The sequence below is a fragment of the Caballeronia sp. NCF2 genome (assembly GCF_023631205.1).
In the GTDB taxonomy this organism is placed as follows: domain Bacteria; phylum Pseudomonadota; class Gammaproteobacteria; order Burkholderiales; family Burkholderiaceae; genus Caballeronia; species Caballeronia zhejiangensis.
The window spans coordinates 70319-84887 of record NZ_JALQDN010000030.1; the positions used below are offsets into that span (position 1 = coordinate 70319).

Consider the following 14569-nt stretch of genomic DNA (forward strand, 5'->3'; position numbering starts at 1 on the left):
TTAACGCATCGGGACGTTGCCACCCTTGAAGTTTGCCTTCTTGAGCAGCGATTCATATTGTTGCGACATAACGTACGACTGCACCTGAGCCATGAAGTCCATCGTGACGACGACAATGATCAGCAGCGACGTTCCACCAAAATAAAACGGCACGTTCCAGCGCAACACCAGAAACTCAGGCAGCAGGCACACGAATACGATGTAGATCGCACCAGCCAGCGTAAGACGCGTGAGGATGCGGTCGATATATCGTGCAGTCTGATCGCCCGGACGGATACCCGGAACGAAAGCACCGCTCTTCTTCAAGTTGTCGGCGGTCTCCCGGCTGTTGAACACCAATGCGGTGTAGAAGAAGCAGAAGAAGACGATCGCCAACGCATACAGCAGCACGTACACGGGTTGACCGGGCTTCAACGCCTCGGCCACGTTGTGCAGCGTGTTCGCGAACCAGTTGGTGCGCGTACCCGAACTGAACCAGTTCAGGATGGTTGCCGGGAAGAGGATGATCGACGACGCGAAGATCGGCGGAATCACACCCGACATGTTCAACTTCAGCGGCAGATGAGACGACTGTCCGCCGTAAATCTTGTTACCGACCTGGCGCTTCGCATAGTTCACGAGGATCTTGCGCTGACCGCGTTCGATGAACACGACCAGATACGTGACCGCCGCGATCAAGACCACGATGATGATCGCCGAGATGATGCTCATCGAACCGGTGCGAACCAGTTCGAACAGACCACCGATCGCGTTCGGGAAACCCGCTGCGATACCACCGAAGATGATGATCGAGATGCCGTTGCCGAGACCGCGCTCCGTGATCTGCTCACCGAGCCACATCAGGAACATCGTGCCCGTCACGAGCGTGACGACCGTCGTCAGCCGGAACACCATGCCGGGGTCCAGCACCAGAGCCGGCTGGTTTTCCAGCGCGACCGCGATACCGAACGCCTGGAAGGTCGCCAGAACCACCGTGAAGATACGCGTGTACTGCGTGATCTTACGTTGTCCCGCCTGCCCTTCCTTCTTCAGCGCCTCCATCTGCGGCGACACGATCGACAGCAACTGCATGATGATCGACGCCGAAATGTAGGGCATGATGCCCAGCGCAAAGATCGTGAACCGCGACAGTGCGCCACCCGAGAACATGTTGAACATGCCAAGGATGCCGCCCGACTGGCTCTGGAACAGCTTCGCCAGTTGATCCGGATCGATGCCGGGCACCGGAATATGCGCCCCAATGCGGTAGACGATCAGCGCAAGCAGCAGGAACACTGCACGCCGGCGCAGATCGCCGAATTTCGCCGCGCTTCGACCGGTTTTTGCGAGACTCGGGCTGTTAGCCAAGTACCTTCTCCGATGCTAGTGCTAGTAACGGCGAAAGCGCGTTACTCGGCGAAAGAGCCGCCAGCGGCTTCGATTGCCTCACGGGCGCCCTTCGTTGCCGTCAGGCCCTTCACCGTGACCTTGCGCGTGATCTCGCCGGTCTTGATGATCTTCGCGCTCTTGATGAGCTCGCCGACCAGACCCGCTTGCTTCAACGCCAACAGATCGATTTCGTCGACCGGCAGCTTCTCGAGATCAGCCAGGCGCACTTCACCGACGAATTCCTTCGTCAGCGAGGTGAAGCCGCGCTTCGGCAGGCGACGCTGCAGAGGCATCTGACCGCCTTCGAAGCCGACCTTGTGAAAGCCGCCCGAACGCGATTTCTGACCCTTGTGGCCGCGGCCAGCGGTCTTGCCGAGGCCCGAACCGATACCGCGACCGACGCGACGCTTAGCGTGCTTCGCGCCTTCCGCCGGCTTCAGGTTATTCAATTCCATGTTCAACTCCTTGGATCCGTAGGTCGCGCTTAGGCGATGACCTTAACGAGGTACGAGACCTTGTTGATCATCCCGCGCACTGCCGGCGTGTCCTGCAGCTCGGAAACCGAGTTCAGGCGACGCAGGCCGAGGCCACGCACCGTTGCGCGGTGCGATTCGCGGGTCCCGATCAGGCTCTTGACGAGCTGAACCTTGACAGTTTTTTCAGACATGGTGACCACCTTAGCCCAGAATGTCTTCGACGGACTTACCACGCTTCGCAGCGATGTCTGCCGGGGTCGACTGCTTGCGCAGGCCGTCCAGCGTCGCACGAACGAGGTTGTACGGGTTCGTCGAACCGTGGCTCTTGGCCACAACGTTTTGAACGCCCATCACGTCGAACACTGCGCGCATCGGGCCGCCAGCGATCACGCCGGTACCGTCCTTCGCCGGAGCGAGGAGAACCGCCGATGCGCCGTGCTTGCCGTGCACTTCGTGTTGCAGCGTGCCGTTCTTCAGGGGCACCTTGAACATGTTGCGGCGGGCCTGCTCCATTGCCTTTTGAACGGCAACCGGAACTTCCTTGGCCTTGCCCTTGCCCATGCCGATCCGGCCGTCACCGTCGCCAACCACGGTCAGTGCGGCGAAGCCGAGAATACGGCCACCCTTCACAACCTTGGTCACGCGGTTGACCGAAATCATCTTTTCGCGCAGGCCGTCGTCGCGTTCGTCAGCCTGAACTTTCGCTTGCATCTTTGCCATGACGAATTCTTCCCTTAGAACTTGAGCCCGGCTTCACGCGCCGCATCAGCCAGCGCCTTCACGCGGCCGTGGTAGCGGAAACCCGAGCGGTCAAAGGCGACGGATTCGATGCCGGCAGCCTTGGCCTTTTCGGCGATACGCTTGCCGATCAAGGTCGCGGCGTTGACGTTGCCGCCCTTGCCCGACTTGTCGGCCAGTTCAGCGCGCACTTCAGCTTCCAGCGTCGAGGCGCTTGCCACGACCTTCGTGCCGCATGCCGAGAACACTTGCGCGTAGATATGCGTATTCGTGCGATGCACGGCCAGACGCGGAACCTGCAGCTCAGCGATCTTGATACGCGTCTGACGAGCGCGGCGCAGGCGAGATTGAGTCTTATCCATGATTGCGCACCCTTACTTCTTCTTCGTTTCTTTGAGGATCACGACCTCGTCGGAATAGCGCACGCCCTTGCCCTTGTACGGCTCGGGCGGACGATAGCCGCGCACTTCTGCTGCGGTCTGTCCGACTTTCTGCTTGTCGATCCCCTTGATCACGATTTCGGTCTGCGACGGGGTTTCAGCCTTGACGCCTTCCGGCATCTGGTGCACCACGGGGTGCGAGAAACCCAGCGACAGGTTCAGCTTGTCGCCTTGCGCTTGCGCACGATAACCGACGCCAACCAGCGTCAGCTTGCGCTCGAAACCCTTGGTGACGCCTTGCACCATGTTCGCCAGGAGGGCGCGCATCGTGCCGGACATCGCGTTCGCTTCGCGGCTTTCATCCGTCGGAGCCAGCTTCAACGTGCCGTCTTCGTTCGTCACGGCAACCAGCTTGTTGACCGGTTGCGAGATCGTGCCGAGCGGACCCTTCACGGTGATGACGTCGCTCTTGATGGCCACTTCCGCGCCTTGCAGCGCGATCGGGCTTTTACCTACTCGAGACATGTTTCTTCTCCTTAGGCGTTAAGCGACGTAGCAGATGACTTCGCCACCGACGCCGTTCTGGCGCGCCTTGCGGTCGGTCATCACACCCTTCGGCGTCGACACGATTGCAACGCCCAGGCCGTTCATCACGGTCGGGATGTCATTGCGACCGCGGTACACGCGCAGACCGGGCTTCGATACGCGCTCGAGGCGCTCGATAACCGGACGGCCAGCGTAGTACTTCAACGCGATGTTCAATTCCGTCTTCGCACCTTCCGACTTGACTGCGAAGTCGTCGATATAACCTTCGTCCTTCAAAACCTGCGCAATCGCAACCTTGACTTTCGACGAGGGCATAGTCACCGAAACCTTCTCGACCATCTGCGCATTGCGGATGCGAGTCAGCATATCGGCGATAGGATCACTCATGCTCATTTATGTTTCTCCTATTACCAGCTCGCCTTGGTCAGGCCAGGGATTTCGCCGCGGAAAGCGATTTCACGAATCTTGCCGCGTGCGAGTCCGAACTTGCGGAACGTGCCACGCGGACGACCCGTGATCGCGCAGCGGTTACGCTTGCGAGTGGGGTTCGAGTTACGCGGCAGTTGTTGCAGTGCCAGACGCGCGAGGTAACGCTCTTCGTCCGACTTGCTTGCGTCGTCGATCACAGCCTTCAGCTCAGCACGCTTCGGAGCGTACTTGGCTGCCAGGCGCGCGCGCTTCTTTTCACGTTCGATCAGTGCCAGTTTAGCCACGGTAACCTCAGTTTCTGAACGGGAACTTGAAGCCGGCGAGCAATGCCTTTGCTTCTTCGTCGGTCTTCGCGGTGGTCGTGATGCTGATGTTCAGCCCACGCAGCGCGTCGATCTTGTCGTAGTCGATTTCGGGGAAAATGATTTGCTCTTTCACACCGATGTTGTAGTTACCACGGCCGTCGAACGCCTTGCCCGACACACCGCGGAAGTCGCGCACGCGAGGCAGCGCAACCGTCACGAAACGGTCCAGGAATTCGTACATGGCATTGCCACGCAGGGTAACCATCGTGCCAATCGGGTAGCCTTCGCGGATCTTGAAACCAGCGATTGCCTTGCGCGACTTGGTGATGACGGGCTTTTGGCCCGCGATCTTCGTGAGGTCACCAACGGCGTGCTCAAGCACCTTCTTGTCAGCGACGGCTTCGCCAAGCCCCATATTCAGGGTGATCTTGGTGAGGCGCGGCACTTCCATAATCGACTTGTAGCCGAACTTTTCAACCAGTTCCGGCACAACCTTTTCTTTGTAAATCTCTTGCAGACGAGCCATTTTTTAACTCCGCGTCAGGCGTTAAGTGTGGCGCCAGTCGACTTCAAGAAGCGAACCTTCTTGCCGTCTTCGACCTTGATGCCCACACGCGATGCCTTGCCATTCGCGTCGACCAATGCGACGTTCGAAATATGCAGCGGCATCGTTTTGGCTTCCACACCGCCCGTCGTACCCTTCATCGGGTTCGGCTTCACGTGCTTCTTGACGAGGTTGATGCCCTCGACGGTGACACGGTCGTCCGCAACGGCCAGCACGGTGCCGCGCTTGCCCTTGTCCTTGCCGGTGGTGACGATGACTTCGTCACCCTTGCGAATCTTGTTCATCGCGACTCCTTACAGCACTTCCGGAGCGAGCGAAACGATCTTCATGAATCGTTCGCTACGCAGTTCACGCGTAACCGGCCCGAAAATACGCGTGCCGATCGGCTCGAGCTTCGTGTTCAGCAGAACGGCGGCATTGCCGTCGAACTTGATGAGCGAGCCATCCTGGCGACGCACGCCCTTGGCCGTACGAACGACCACGGCGTTGTAGATTTCGCCCTTTTTCACGCGTCCGCGCGGCGTCGCTTCCTTGACGGTCACCTTGATGATGTCGCCAATGCTTGCGTAACGACGCTTCGAGCCGCCGAGCACCTTGATGCACATGACTTCACGCGCACCCGTGTTGTCGGCCACTTCAAGCCGAGTTTCGGTCTGGATCATGGTTTATCTTTCCCAACTTAATCCGATTGCACCACCATGGCACAGCCGGTCAGTCTTGGTCCCGTCAGCCAAATGGCTGCTTGGGTTAGAACAGGCAGCAACGGCAGACGAAACCCGCCATCGCAATCCGGTGAATCTGTCGACTCAGGCTAGCGCCCGAACCGGCTTCCCCCACCAATTTCGCCCGCGACGGGGCTCCCACAAAGAGGGAAGACCGAGATTATAACAAATAATCCCGGTCTTGCAAGCGAAACTTACTGCGATACAACTACTTAAAGCATCGCGGCACTACAACTTCAGCTTTAGATCACGCGAGCCGCTTCAACCAGCTTCGACACAACCCAGGCCTTCGTCTTCGAAATCGGACGAGTTTCCTGGATTTCGACGAGATCGCCTTCGTTGTACGTGTTCGCGTCGTCATGCGCGTGGTACTTCTTGGAACGCACGACGTACTTGCCGTAGATCGGATGCTTCACGCGGTGCTCGACCAGCACGGTGACCGTCTTGTCCATCTTGTTGCTGACGACCTTGCCGACCAGCGTCCGCTTGAGCGAGGTTTTTACGCTATCGTTCATTTCTGGTTCGCCTTCTCGGTCATGACGGTACGCACGCGTGCGATGTCGCGACGGACCTTCTTCAGCTGGCTCGTGTTCGTGAGCTGCTGGGTCGCGAGCTGCATACGCAAGCCAAATTGCGCCTTGAGCAGATCCGACAGCTCCTTGTTGAGCGCGGCCTGGTCTTTTTGGCGAAGTTCAGTTGCCTTCATCATTTACTCCTTAGGCGCCGAGCTGACGGACCACGAAGTTCGTCTTGAGCGGCAGCTTGGCTGCCGCCAGACGGAACGCTTCGCGCGCCAGTTCTTCGGAGACACCGTCCATTTCGTACAGCATCTTGCCCGGTTGAATTTCAGCGACGTAGTACTCAGGGTTACCCTTACCGTTACCCATACGCACTTCGGCCGGCTTTTGCGAAATCGGCTTGTCCGGGAAGATACGGATCCAGATCCGGCCGCCACGCTTGATGTGACGCGTCATTGCACGACGCGCCGCTTCGATTTGACGCGCGGTCAAACGGCCGCGACCGATAGCCTTCAGACCGTATTCACCGAACGACACCGCGTTGCCGCGCGTCGCCTTACCGGTGTTACGACCTTTCTGCTCTTTGCGATACTTTCTGCGTTTCGGTTGCAGCATCGTTATTCTCCAGTCTTCGCGTCACCGCCAGCGCGACGGGGTGCGCCACGACGCGCGCCGCCCGGAGCGCCTTCACCGTCACGGCGCGGACGGCGATCGCCACCCGGACGTGCGTTGCGGCGCGGACGCTTTTCTTCCGCCACTTCTTCCACGACCGGCGCTTCGTTGCGGCCCAGGGTATCGCCCTTGTAGACCCACACCTTCACGCCGATGATGCCGTACGTGGTCTTCGCTTCGGACGTCGCGTAGTCGATATCCGCACGCAGCGTATGGAGGGGCACGCGACCTTCGCGATACCACTCGGTACGAGCGATTTCGATACCGTTCAGACGACCCGCGCTCATGATCTTGATGCCTTGTGCACCAAGACGCATCGCGTTTTGCATCGCGCGCTTCATCGCACGGCGGAACATGATCCGGCGCTCGAGCTGCTGCGTGATGGAATCGGCGATCAGTTGCGCGTCCGTTTCCGGCTTGCGAATCTCTTCGATGTTGACGTGAACCGGAACGCCCATGCGCTTCTGCAGTTCAGCCTTCAGCGATTCGATGTCCTCGCCCTTCTTGCCGATGACAACGCCCGGACGCGAGCTGTAAATCGTGATGCGCGCGTTCTTCGCCGGACGCTCGATGACGACGCGACCAACCGAAGCGTTCTTCAGCTTCTTCTTCAGGTATTCACGAACACCGATGTCTTCCTGCAACATCGCCGCGAAATTGTTGTTGTTCGCATACCAGCGCGAAGCCCAATTGCGGCTGACGGCCAAACGGAAGCCAGTCGGATGAATTTTCTGTCCCATCGTTGGCTCCTTAATTCCCGACCGTCACAGTGATGTGACAGGATTGCTTCTCGATGCGGTTACCACGACCCTTTGCGCGTGCGGTGAAACGCTTCAGCGAAGCAGCCTTGTCGACGTAGATGCTCGTGATCTTGAGCTCGTCGATGTCGGCGCCTTCGTTGTGTTCCGCATTCGCGATCGCAGACAGCACGACCTTCTTGACGATACCCGCCGCCTTCTTCGGCGAGAACGTCAGGACGTTCAGCGCCTTGTCGACCGGCAAACCACGAATCTGGTCAGCCACAAGGCGCGTTTTCTGCGCCGAGATGCGGGCACCGCGATGAATTGCTTTCACTTCCATCTTGATTGCCCCTTATTTCTTGGCCTTCTTGTCGGCCGCGTGACCCTTGAACGTACGGGTCAGTGCGAACTCGCCAAGCTTGTGGCCGACCATGTTTTCCGTGACGTACACCGGAACGTGTTGGCGACCGTTGTGAACAGCGATCGTCAGACCGATGAAGTCCGGCAGAATCGTCGAACGACGCGACCAGGTCTTGATCGGCTTCTTGTCACGCGTCGATGCAGCCGCCTCAACCTTCTTCAGCAAATGAGCGTCGCAGAACGGACCTTTTTTAGCAGAACGTGTCATTGCCTACTCCTTAACGCTTGTGACGGCGCTGGACGATCATCGTCGTCGTGCGCTTGTTGCTGCGGGTGCGATAACCCTTCGTCGGCGTGCCCCACGGGCTCACCGGATCGCGACCTGCAGCCGTCTTACCTTCACCACCGCCGTGCGGGTGATCGACCGGGTTCATTGCAACACCACGCACCGTCGGACGGATACCGCGCCAGCGGTTCGCACCGGCCTTACCGATTTGACGGAGGCTGTGCTCTTCGTTGCCGACTTCACCGATCGTTGCGCGGCACTCGACGTGCACGCGGCGGATTTCGCCCGAACGCAGACGCACTTGAGCGTAGACGCCTTCGCGCGCCAGCAGCATTGCCGACGTACCAGCCGAACGCGCGATCTGCGCGCCCTTGCCCGGCAGCATTTCGATGCAGTGGATCGTGGTACCGACCGGGATATTGCGGATCGGCAGAGCGTTTCCTGCGCGGATCGGCGCTTCCGAACCGGACATCAGTTGCGCGCCGACCGCCACGCCCTTCGGCGCGATGATGTAGCGACGCTCGCCGTCTGCGTACAGAACCAGCGCGATGTTCGCGCTACGGTTCGGGTCGTACTCGAGACGTTCGACCTTTGCCGGAATGCCGTCCTTGTTGCGACGGAAATCGACGATACGGTAGTGCTGCTTGTGACCACCACCTTGGTGACGCGTGGTGATACGGCCGTTGTTGTTACGGCCCGCCGACTTGGATTGCGTGTCGAGCAGCGCTGCGTGCGGCTTGCCCTTGTGCAGATCCTTGTTGACGATCTTGACCATCGCGCGGCGACCCGGCGAGGTCGGCTTAACTTTCACGATTGCCATGATTACTTGGCCTCCGCTTCAAAGTTGATTTCCTGGCCGGGCTTCAGGCAGACGTACGCCTTCTTCACGTCCTTGCGCTTGCCATTGAAGCGGCCAAAGCGCTTTGCCTTGCCCTTCGTGACGAGCACGTTGACGGAATTGACTTCGACCTTGAACAGCAGCTCGACAGCAGCCTTGACTTCCTGCTTCGTGGCGTCCGGCGCGACTTCGAACACGACTTGTTCGTTCTTGTCGGCAACCAGCGTCGCCTTTTCGGAGATCACCGGCGCGAGCAGAACTTGCATCAAACGATGATCGTTTTTGCGAATCTCGCTCATGACAGCAACTCCTCGATCTGAGCGACCGCAGCCTTCGTGATCAGAACCTTCTTGAAGTAGATCAGCGAGAGCGGGTCGGCGTAACGCGGCTCGACAACCGCCACGTGGGCCAGGTTGCGCGACGCGAGGTACAGGTTTTCGTCGACCGTATCGGTGATGACCAACACGGAGTCGAGACCCATTGCCTTGAATTTTTCGGCCAGCAGCTTGGTCTTCGGGGCTTCGAGCACGAAGTCTTCGACCACGGCGATACGGCCTTCGCGAGCCAACTGCGAGAAAATCGAGCGGAGACCCGCGCGATGCATCTTCTTGTTGACCTTGTGCGAGAAGTTTTCTTCCGGCGAATTCGGGAAGATACGACCACCGCCGCGCCACAACGGGCTCGACGACATACCGGCACGAGCGCGGCCCGTACCTTTCTGACGCCACGGCTTCTTGGTGGTGTGCTTGACCTGCTCGCGGTCCTTCTGCGCGCGGTTGCCGCTACGTGCGTTCGCCTGATAAGCGACGACGACCTGGTGAATCAGGGCTTCGTTGTAATCGCGACCGAACACGACGTCCGATGCGTTCACGCCTGCGCCTTCCTGACCATTGGCATTCAGGAGCTTAAGTTCCATTATTTCGCTCCTTTCACAGCACGCGTCTTGACGGCCGGGGTCACGAAGACCTTGCCGCCCTTCGCACCCGGAACAGCACCGCGGACGAGCAGCAGATTGCGCTCAGCGTCGATGCGGGCGATTTCGAGATTCTGGACCGTGACGGTCTCGTCACCGAGGTGACCGGTCATGCGCTTGCCCGGGAACACGCGGCCCGGATCCTGCGCCATACCGATCGAACCCGGAACGTTGTGCGAACGCGAGTTACCGTGCGATGCGCGGCCCGAAGCGAAGTTGTAGCGCTTGATCGTACCGGCGTAGCCCTTACCGATCGACGTGCCTTGCACGTCAACTTTCTGGCCGACTTCGAAAATATCCGTACCGACGACGGCACCATTCGACAGTTCACCTGCCTTGGCCGCATCGATATGGAATTCCTTAAGGATTTCACCGGCTTGAACGCCGGCTTTGGCGAGGTGGCCCGCCAACGGCTTCGTCACGCGCGATGCGCGGCGAGTACCGAATGCAACCTGAACGGCGGTATAACCATCCGTTTCAACGGTCTTGATCTGCGTCACGCGGTTGTCCGACACGTCCAGCACGGTGACGGGGATCGAATCCCCCTCAGGCGTGAAGATACGGGTCATGCCAACCTTGCGACCTACGAGTCCAAGGCTCATCGTTTTCTCCATTCCCAACTGCGATTGGTCGGGGCTGATTTACAAATGCCGGCTTCGTTACGAGAAACTGGGTCGGCTATTCTTGCACCACTTTCTTGCACCACTTTCTTGCGCCTTTGCATGCGCATAGGCGCGAAAAGCCTTGGAGTATAACAAGGCTTTTCGAATCCTGCAAGCAATCAAAGACTTAGCTCCGTCTGGCACGCCAGCGGAGCTTTTGGACTTACTGCAGCTTGATTTCGACGTCGACGCCTGCCGGCAGGTCGAGCTTCATCAGCGCGTCGACGGTCTTGTCCGTCGGATCGACGATGTCCATCAGGCGCTGGTGGGTACGGATTTCGAGCTGGTCGCGCGACGTCTTGTTGACGTGCGGCGAACGCAGGATGTCAAAACGCTGAATACGCGTCGGCAGCGGCACCGGGCCACGAACGATCGCGCCAGTCCGCTTCGCCGTGTCGACGATCTCGGCTGCCGATTGATCGATCAGGCGATAGTCGAAAGCCTTCAGACGAATGCGGATTTTCTGGTTCTGCATGACGATTCCTTGAAAAGAGCGAGGCGGTATTGCACCGCACATTGGCAAAAGAGCGTGGGACTAAGCGCTCGCGGAGAGCGAACGCCCGGTCCCGGTCGATACTGCTACTGCTTTACTTCGAGTTCAATCGAGCAAGCCCGATATCTTACTCGATAATCTTCGCCACGACACCGGCGCCGACGGTACGGCCGCCTTCGCGGATTGCGAAGCGCAGACCTTCTTCCATGGCGATCGGAGCGATCAGCTTGACCGTGATCGACACGTTGTCGCCCGGCATCACCATTTCCTTGTCCTTCGGCAGCTCGATTGAGCCCGTCACGTCCGTCGTACGGAAGTAAAACTGCGGACGGTAGTTGTTGAAGAACGGCGTGTGACGGCCGCCTTCGTCCTTGCTCAGCACGTACACTTCAGCCGTAAAGTGCGTGTGCGGCGTGATCGAACCCGGCTTGGCCAGAACCTGGCCGCGCTCCACGTCTTCACGCTTCGTGCCGCGCAGCAGGATACCGACGTTGTCGCCTGCCTGACCTTGGTCGAGCAGCTTGCGGAACATTTCCACGCCCGTGCAGGTCGTCTTCACCGTCGGCTTGATACCGACGATCTCGATTTCCTCGCCGACCTTGACGATGCCGCGCTCGACGCGACCCGTCACCACCGTGCCGCGACCCGAGATCGAGAACACGTCTTCCACCGGCATCAGGAACGCGCCGTCAACTGCACGCTCCGGCGTCGGGATGTACGAATCCAGCGCGTCGGCCAGGTTCATGATCGCCACTTCGCCCAGCTCGCCCTTGTCGCCTTCCAGCGCCAGCTTGGCCGAACCCTTGATGATCGGGGTGTCGTCGCCCGGGAAGTCGTACTTCGACAGCAGTTCGCGCACTTCCATTTCGACGAGCTCGAGCAGCTCGGCGTCGTCCACCATGTCGCACTTGTTCAGGAACACGATGATGTACGGCACGCCAACCTGACGGGCCAGCAGGATGTGCTCACGCGTTTGCGGCATCGGGCCGTCAGCAGCCGAACACACCAGGATTGCGCCGTCCATCTGCGCGGCGCCCGTGATCATGTTCTTCACGTAGTCGGCGTGGCCCGGGCAGTCGACGTGTGCGTAGTGGCGGTTAGCCGTTTCGTACTCGACGTGCGCGGTGTTGATGGTAATACCGCGTGCCTTTTCTTCCGGCGCTGCGTCGATCTGGTCGTACGCCTTCGCTTCGCCGCCGAACTTCTGCGTGAGAACCGTCGTGATCGCTGCCGTCAGCGTGGTCTTGCCGTGGTCAACGTGACCGATCGTGCCCACGTTCACGTGCGGCTTGGTCCGCTCGAATTTACCTTTTGCCATGATTACCTTCGTTCAAAAGTTTGGTTATCGGTTTAAAGCTTGTGGCTTGCGCCGAATTACTTGCGGGAATTACTTACCCTTGGCGTTGATGATCGCGTCGGCGACGTTACGCGGAGCTTCAGCATAGTGCTTGAATTCCATCGTGTACGTTGCACGGCCTTGCGTCAGCGAACGCAGCGAGGTCGAGTAGCCGAACATTTCCGACAGCGGCACTTCGGCGCGGACGATCTTGCCGCCGCCAACCATGTCTTCCATGCCCTGGACGATACCGCGACGGCCCGACAAATCGCCCATCACGTTGCCCATGTAGTCTTCAGGCGTTTCGACTTCCACAGCCATCATCGGTTCGAGGATGACCGGGCTTGCCTTGCGCATTGCTTCCTTGAAGGCCATCGAACCGGCCATGCGGAACGCGTTTTCGTTCGAGTCGACGTCGTGGTACGAACCGAACGTCAGGTGAACCTTCACGTCCACAACCGGGAAGCCAGCCAGCACGCCCGACTTCAGCGTTTCCTGGATGCCCTTGTCCACTGCCGGGATGTATTCGCGCGGAATCACACCGCCCTTGATCTCGTCCAGGAACTCGTAGCCCTTGCCCTGCTCGTTCGGCTCGAGCGTGATGACCGCGTGACCGTACTGGCCGCGACCACCCGACTGCTTGACGAACTTGCCGTCGACGTCTGCCGCCGTCGTGCGGATCGTTTCGCGGTATGCAACCTGCGGCTTGCCGACGGTCGCTTCCACGTTGAATTCGCGCTTCATGCGGTCGACCAGAATTTCGAGGTGGAGCTCGCCCATGCCCGAAATGATGGTCTGGCCCGATTCTTCGTCCGTCTGGACGCGGAACGACGGGTCTTCCTGCGCGAGACGGTTCAGCGCCAGGCCCATCTTTTCCTGGTCAGCCTTCGTCTTCGGCTCGACTGCCTGCGAAATCACCGGTTCCGGGAAAATCATGCGTTCCAGAACGATCGGGTGCTGCGGATCGCACAGCGTGTCGCCCGTGGTCGCTTCCTTCAGGCCGACGGCCGCGGCGATGTCGCCCGCGCGAACTTCCTTGATTTCTTCGCGCTGGTTCGCGTGCATCTGCAGAATACGGCCCAGACGTTCCTTCTTGTCCTTGGTCGCGTTCAGCACGGTGTCACCCGAATTCACGACGCCCGAGTACACGCGGAAGAAGATCAGCTGACCGACGAACGGGTCCGTCATGATCTTGAACGCCAGCGACGAGAACTTCTCGTCGTCGGCTGCGCGACGCTCGGCCTTTTCACCGCTTTCGAGTTCGCCCGTAACCGGGGGAATGTCGACCGGCGACGGCAGGAAGTCGATCACGGCGTCGAGCATGCGCTGCACGCCCTTGTTCTTGAACGCGGTGCCGCACAGCATCGGCTGGATTTCGCACGCGATGGTCCGGTCGCGGATCGCCTTGACGATCTCCGCTTCGCTCAGCTCTTCGCCGCCGAGGTACTTTTCCATCAGCTCTTCGCTGGCTTCCGCAGCCGACTCGATCATCTTCTCGCGCCACTCGTTGCACGTGTCAACGAGTTCGGCCGGGATGTCGACGTAGTCGAACTTCGTGCCTTGCGATGCTTCGTCCCAAATGATCGCTTTCATCTTCAGGAGGTCGACGACGCCCTTGAAGTTTTCTTCGGCGCCGATCGGCACGACGACGGGAACCGGGTTCGCCTTCAGGCGGTTCTTCAGTTGGTCATAGACCTTGAAGAAGTTCGCGCCGGTACGGTCCATCTTGTTGACGAACGCGAGACGGGGAACCTTGTACTTGTTCGCCTGGCGCCACACGGTTTCCGACTGCGGCTGAACGCCGCCCACTGCGCAGTAGACCATGCACGCGCCGTCGAGAACGCGCATCGAGCGTTCCACTTCGATCGTGAAGTCGACGTGTCCCGGCGTGTCGATGATGTTGATGCGGTGCTCGGGGTAGTTGCCGCCCATGCCCTTCCAGAAGGCCGTGGTAGCAGCCGACGTGATGGTGATGCCGCGCTCCTGCTCCTGCTCCATCCAGTCCATCGTTGCTGCGCCGTCGTGAACTTCACCGATCTTGTGGTTCACGCCCGTGTAGAACAGGATGCGCTCGGTCGTCGTCGTCTTGCCGGCGTCGATGTGAGCGCTAATACCGATATTGCGGTAGCGCTCGATAGGTGTCTTGCGAGCCACTTTGGATC

24 protein-coding genes are annotated in these 14569 nt (G+C 59.5%); all 24 read right to left on the reverse strand.

Features of this window, described 5'->3' with window-relative positions:
• On the reverse strand, nucleotides 1–1347 hold the full coding sequence (gene secY, locus NCS02_RS12955) for a preprotein translocase subunit SecY (RefSeq protein WP_008343935.1): 1347 nt from the start codon (nucleotides 1345–1347) through the stop codon (nucleotides 1–3).
• A gap of 41 nt (nucleotides 1348–1388) precedes the next feature.
• Nucleotides 1389–1823: a 50S ribosomal protein L15 gene (gene rplO, locus NCS02_RS12960; protein ID WP_008343934.1), complete on the reverse strand. Its 435-nt coding sequence runs from the start codon at nucleotides 1821–1823 to the stop codon at nucleotides 1389–1391.
• A gap of 29 nt (nucleotides 1824–1852) precedes the next feature.
• Entirely contained in the window at nucleotides 1853–2035 is a 183-nt protein-coding gene (gene rpmD / locus NCS02_RS12965) for a 50S ribosomal protein L30 (RefSeq protein WP_006400644.1), read from the reverse strand.
• A gap of 10 nt (nucleotides 2036–2045) precedes the next feature.
• Complete coding sequence (rpsE, locus tag NCS02_RS12970) at nucleotides 2046–2564, reverse strand: 30S ribosomal protein S5 (protein ID WP_008343875.1); 519 nt, start codon at nucleotides 2562–2564, stop codon at nucleotides 2046–2048.
• A 14-nt stretch (nucleotides 2565–2578) separates the two neighbouring features.
• Nucleotides 2579–2944 carry a 50S ribosomal protein L18 gene (gene rplR, locus NCS02_RS12975; protein ID WP_008343872.1) on the reverse strand — a complete coding sequence of 122 codons (366 nt, stop codon included), beginning with the start codon at nucleotides 2942–2944 and terminating at the stop codon, nucleotides 2579–2581.
• Nucleotides 2945–2956: 12 nt separating this feature from the next.
• Nucleotides 2957–3487 carry a 50S ribosomal protein L6 gene (rplF, locus tag NCS02_RS12980; RefSeq protein ID WP_008343868.1) on the reverse strand — a complete coding sequence of 177 codons (531 nt, stop codon included), beginning with the start codon at nucleotides 3485–3487 and terminating at the stop codon, nucleotides 2957–2959.
• Between the two features lie 18 nt (nucleotides 3488–3505).
• A complete protein-coding gene (gene rpsH, locus NCS02_RS12985; protein WP_008343866.1) occupies nucleotides 3506–3901 on the reverse strand; it encodes a 30S ribosomal protein S8 in 396 nt (131 codons plus the stop codon).
• A 14-nt stretch (nucleotides 3902–3915) separates the two neighbouring features.
• On the reverse strand, nucleotides 3916–4221 hold the full coding sequence (gene rpsN / locus NCS02_RS12990; RefSeq protein WP_008343864.1) for a 30S ribosomal protein S14: 306 nt from the start codon (nucleotides 4219–4221) through the stop codon (nucleotides 3916–3918).
• Nucleotides 4222–4228: 7 nt separating this feature from the next.
• Entirely contained in the window at nucleotides 4229–4768 is a 540-nt protein-coding gene (gene rplE, locus NCS02_RS12995; RefSeq protein WP_008343862.1) for a 50S ribosomal protein L5, read from the reverse strand.
• Between the two features lie 14 nt (nucleotides 4769–4782).
• Entirely contained in the window at nucleotides 4783–5091 is a 309-nt protein-coding gene (gene rplX, locus NCS02_RS13000) for a 50S ribosomal protein L24 (RefSeq protein ID WP_008343860.1), read from the reverse strand.
• A 9-nt stretch (nucleotides 5092–5100) separates the two neighbouring features.
• Nucleotides 5101–5469: a 50S ribosomal protein L14 gene (gene rplN, locus NCS02_RS13005; RefSeq protein ID WP_006998478.1), complete on the reverse strand. Its 369-nt coding sequence runs from the start codon at nucleotides 5467–5469 to the stop codon at nucleotides 5101–5103.
• 302 nt (nucleotides 5470–5771) lie between these two features.
• A complete protein-coding gene (gene rpsQ / locus NCS02_RS13010) occupies nucleotides 5772–6044 on the reverse strand; it encodes a 30S ribosomal protein S17 (RefSeq protein ID WP_008343854.1) in 273 nt (90 codons plus the stop codon).
• Nucleotides 6041–6235: a 50S ribosomal protein L29 gene (gene rpmC, locus NCS02_RS13015; RefSeq protein ID WP_008343853.1), complete on the reverse strand. Its 195-nt coding sequence runs from the start codon at nucleotides 6233–6235 to the stop codon at nucleotides 6041–6043. The genes rpsQ and rpmC overlap by 4 nt, the downstream gene beginning before the upstream one ends.
• A 10-nt stretch (nucleotides 6236–6245) precedes the next feature.
• Nucleotides 6246–6662: a 50S ribosomal protein L16 gene (gene rplP, locus NCS02_RS13020; protein WP_008343852.1), complete on the reverse strand. Its 417-nt coding sequence runs from the start codon at nucleotides 6660–6662 to the stop codon at nucleotides 6246–6248.
• A 2-nt stretch (nucleotides 6663–6664) separates the two neighbouring features.
• The gene (gene rpsC / locus NCS02_RS13025) at nucleotides 6665–7459 is read right to left on the reverse strand and encodes a 30S ribosomal protein S3 (RefSeq protein WP_008343851.1); all 795 of its coding nucleotides are present in this window, start codon (nucleotides 7457–7459) and stop codon (nucleotides 6665–6667) included.
• Nucleotides 7460–7469: 10 nt separating this feature from the next.
• Complete coding sequence (gene rplV, locus NCS02_RS13030) at nucleotides 7470–7799, reverse strand: 50S ribosomal protein L22 (protein ID WP_007730533.1); 330 nt, start codon at nucleotides 7797–7799, stop codon at nucleotides 7470–7472.
• Between the two features lie 12 nt (nucleotides 7800–7811).
• Nucleotides 7812–8087, reverse strand: a complete 276-nt coding sequence (gene rpsS, locus NCS02_RS13035) for a 30S ribosomal protein S19 (protein WP_008343850.1) — start codon at nucleotides 8085–8087, stop codon at nucleotides 7812–7814.
• Between the two features lie 10 nt (nucleotides 8088–8097).
• On the reverse strand, nucleotides 8098–8925 hold the full coding sequence (gene rplB / locus NCS02_RS13040; protein ID WP_008343849.1) for a 50S ribosomal protein L2: 828 nt from the start codon (nucleotides 8923–8925) through the stop codon (nucleotides 8098–8100).
• Between the two features lie 2 nt (nucleotides 8926–8927).
• The gene (gene rplW, locus NCS02_RS13045; RefSeq protein ID WP_008343846.1) at nucleotides 8928–9242 is read right to left on the reverse strand and encodes a 50S ribosomal protein L23; all 315 of its coding nucleotides are present in this window, start codon (nucleotides 9240–9242) and stop codon (nucleotides 8928–8930) included.
• A complete protein-coding gene (gene rplD / locus NCS02_RS13050; protein WP_008343845.1) occupies nucleotides 9239–9859 on the reverse strand; it encodes a 50S ribosomal protein L4 in 621 nt (206 codons plus the stop codon). The genes rplW and rplD overlap by 4 nt, the downstream gene beginning before the upstream one ends.
• Entirely contained in the window at nucleotides 9859–10518 is a 660-nt protein-coding gene (gene rplC / locus NCS02_RS13055) for a 50S ribosomal protein L3 (RefSeq protein ID WP_008343843.1), read from the reverse strand. Before rplC ends, rplD begins: the two co-directional genes overlap by 1 nt.
• 223 nt (nucleotides 10519–10741) lie before the next feature.
• Complete coding sequence (gene rpsJ, locus NCS02_RS13060; RefSeq protein WP_006998489.1) at nucleotides 10742–11053, reverse strand: 30S ribosomal protein S10; 312 nt, start codon at nucleotides 11051–11053, stop codon at nucleotides 10742–10744.
• A 145-nt stretch (nucleotides 11054–11198) separates the two neighbouring features.
• Entirely contained in the window at nucleotides 11199–12389 is a 1191-nt protein-coding gene (tuf, locus tag NCS02_RS13065; RefSeq protein ID WP_008343820.1) for an elongation factor Tu, read from the reverse strand.
• 69 nt (nucleotides 12390–12458) lie between these two features.
• Nucleotides 12459–14561, reverse strand: coding sequence for an elongation factor G (gene fusA, locus NCS02_RS13070; RefSeq protein ID WP_008343818.1), 2103 nt, complete (start codon nucleotides 14559–14561; stop codon nucleotides 12459–12461).
• Nucleotides 14562–14569: the final 8 nt, after the last annotated feature.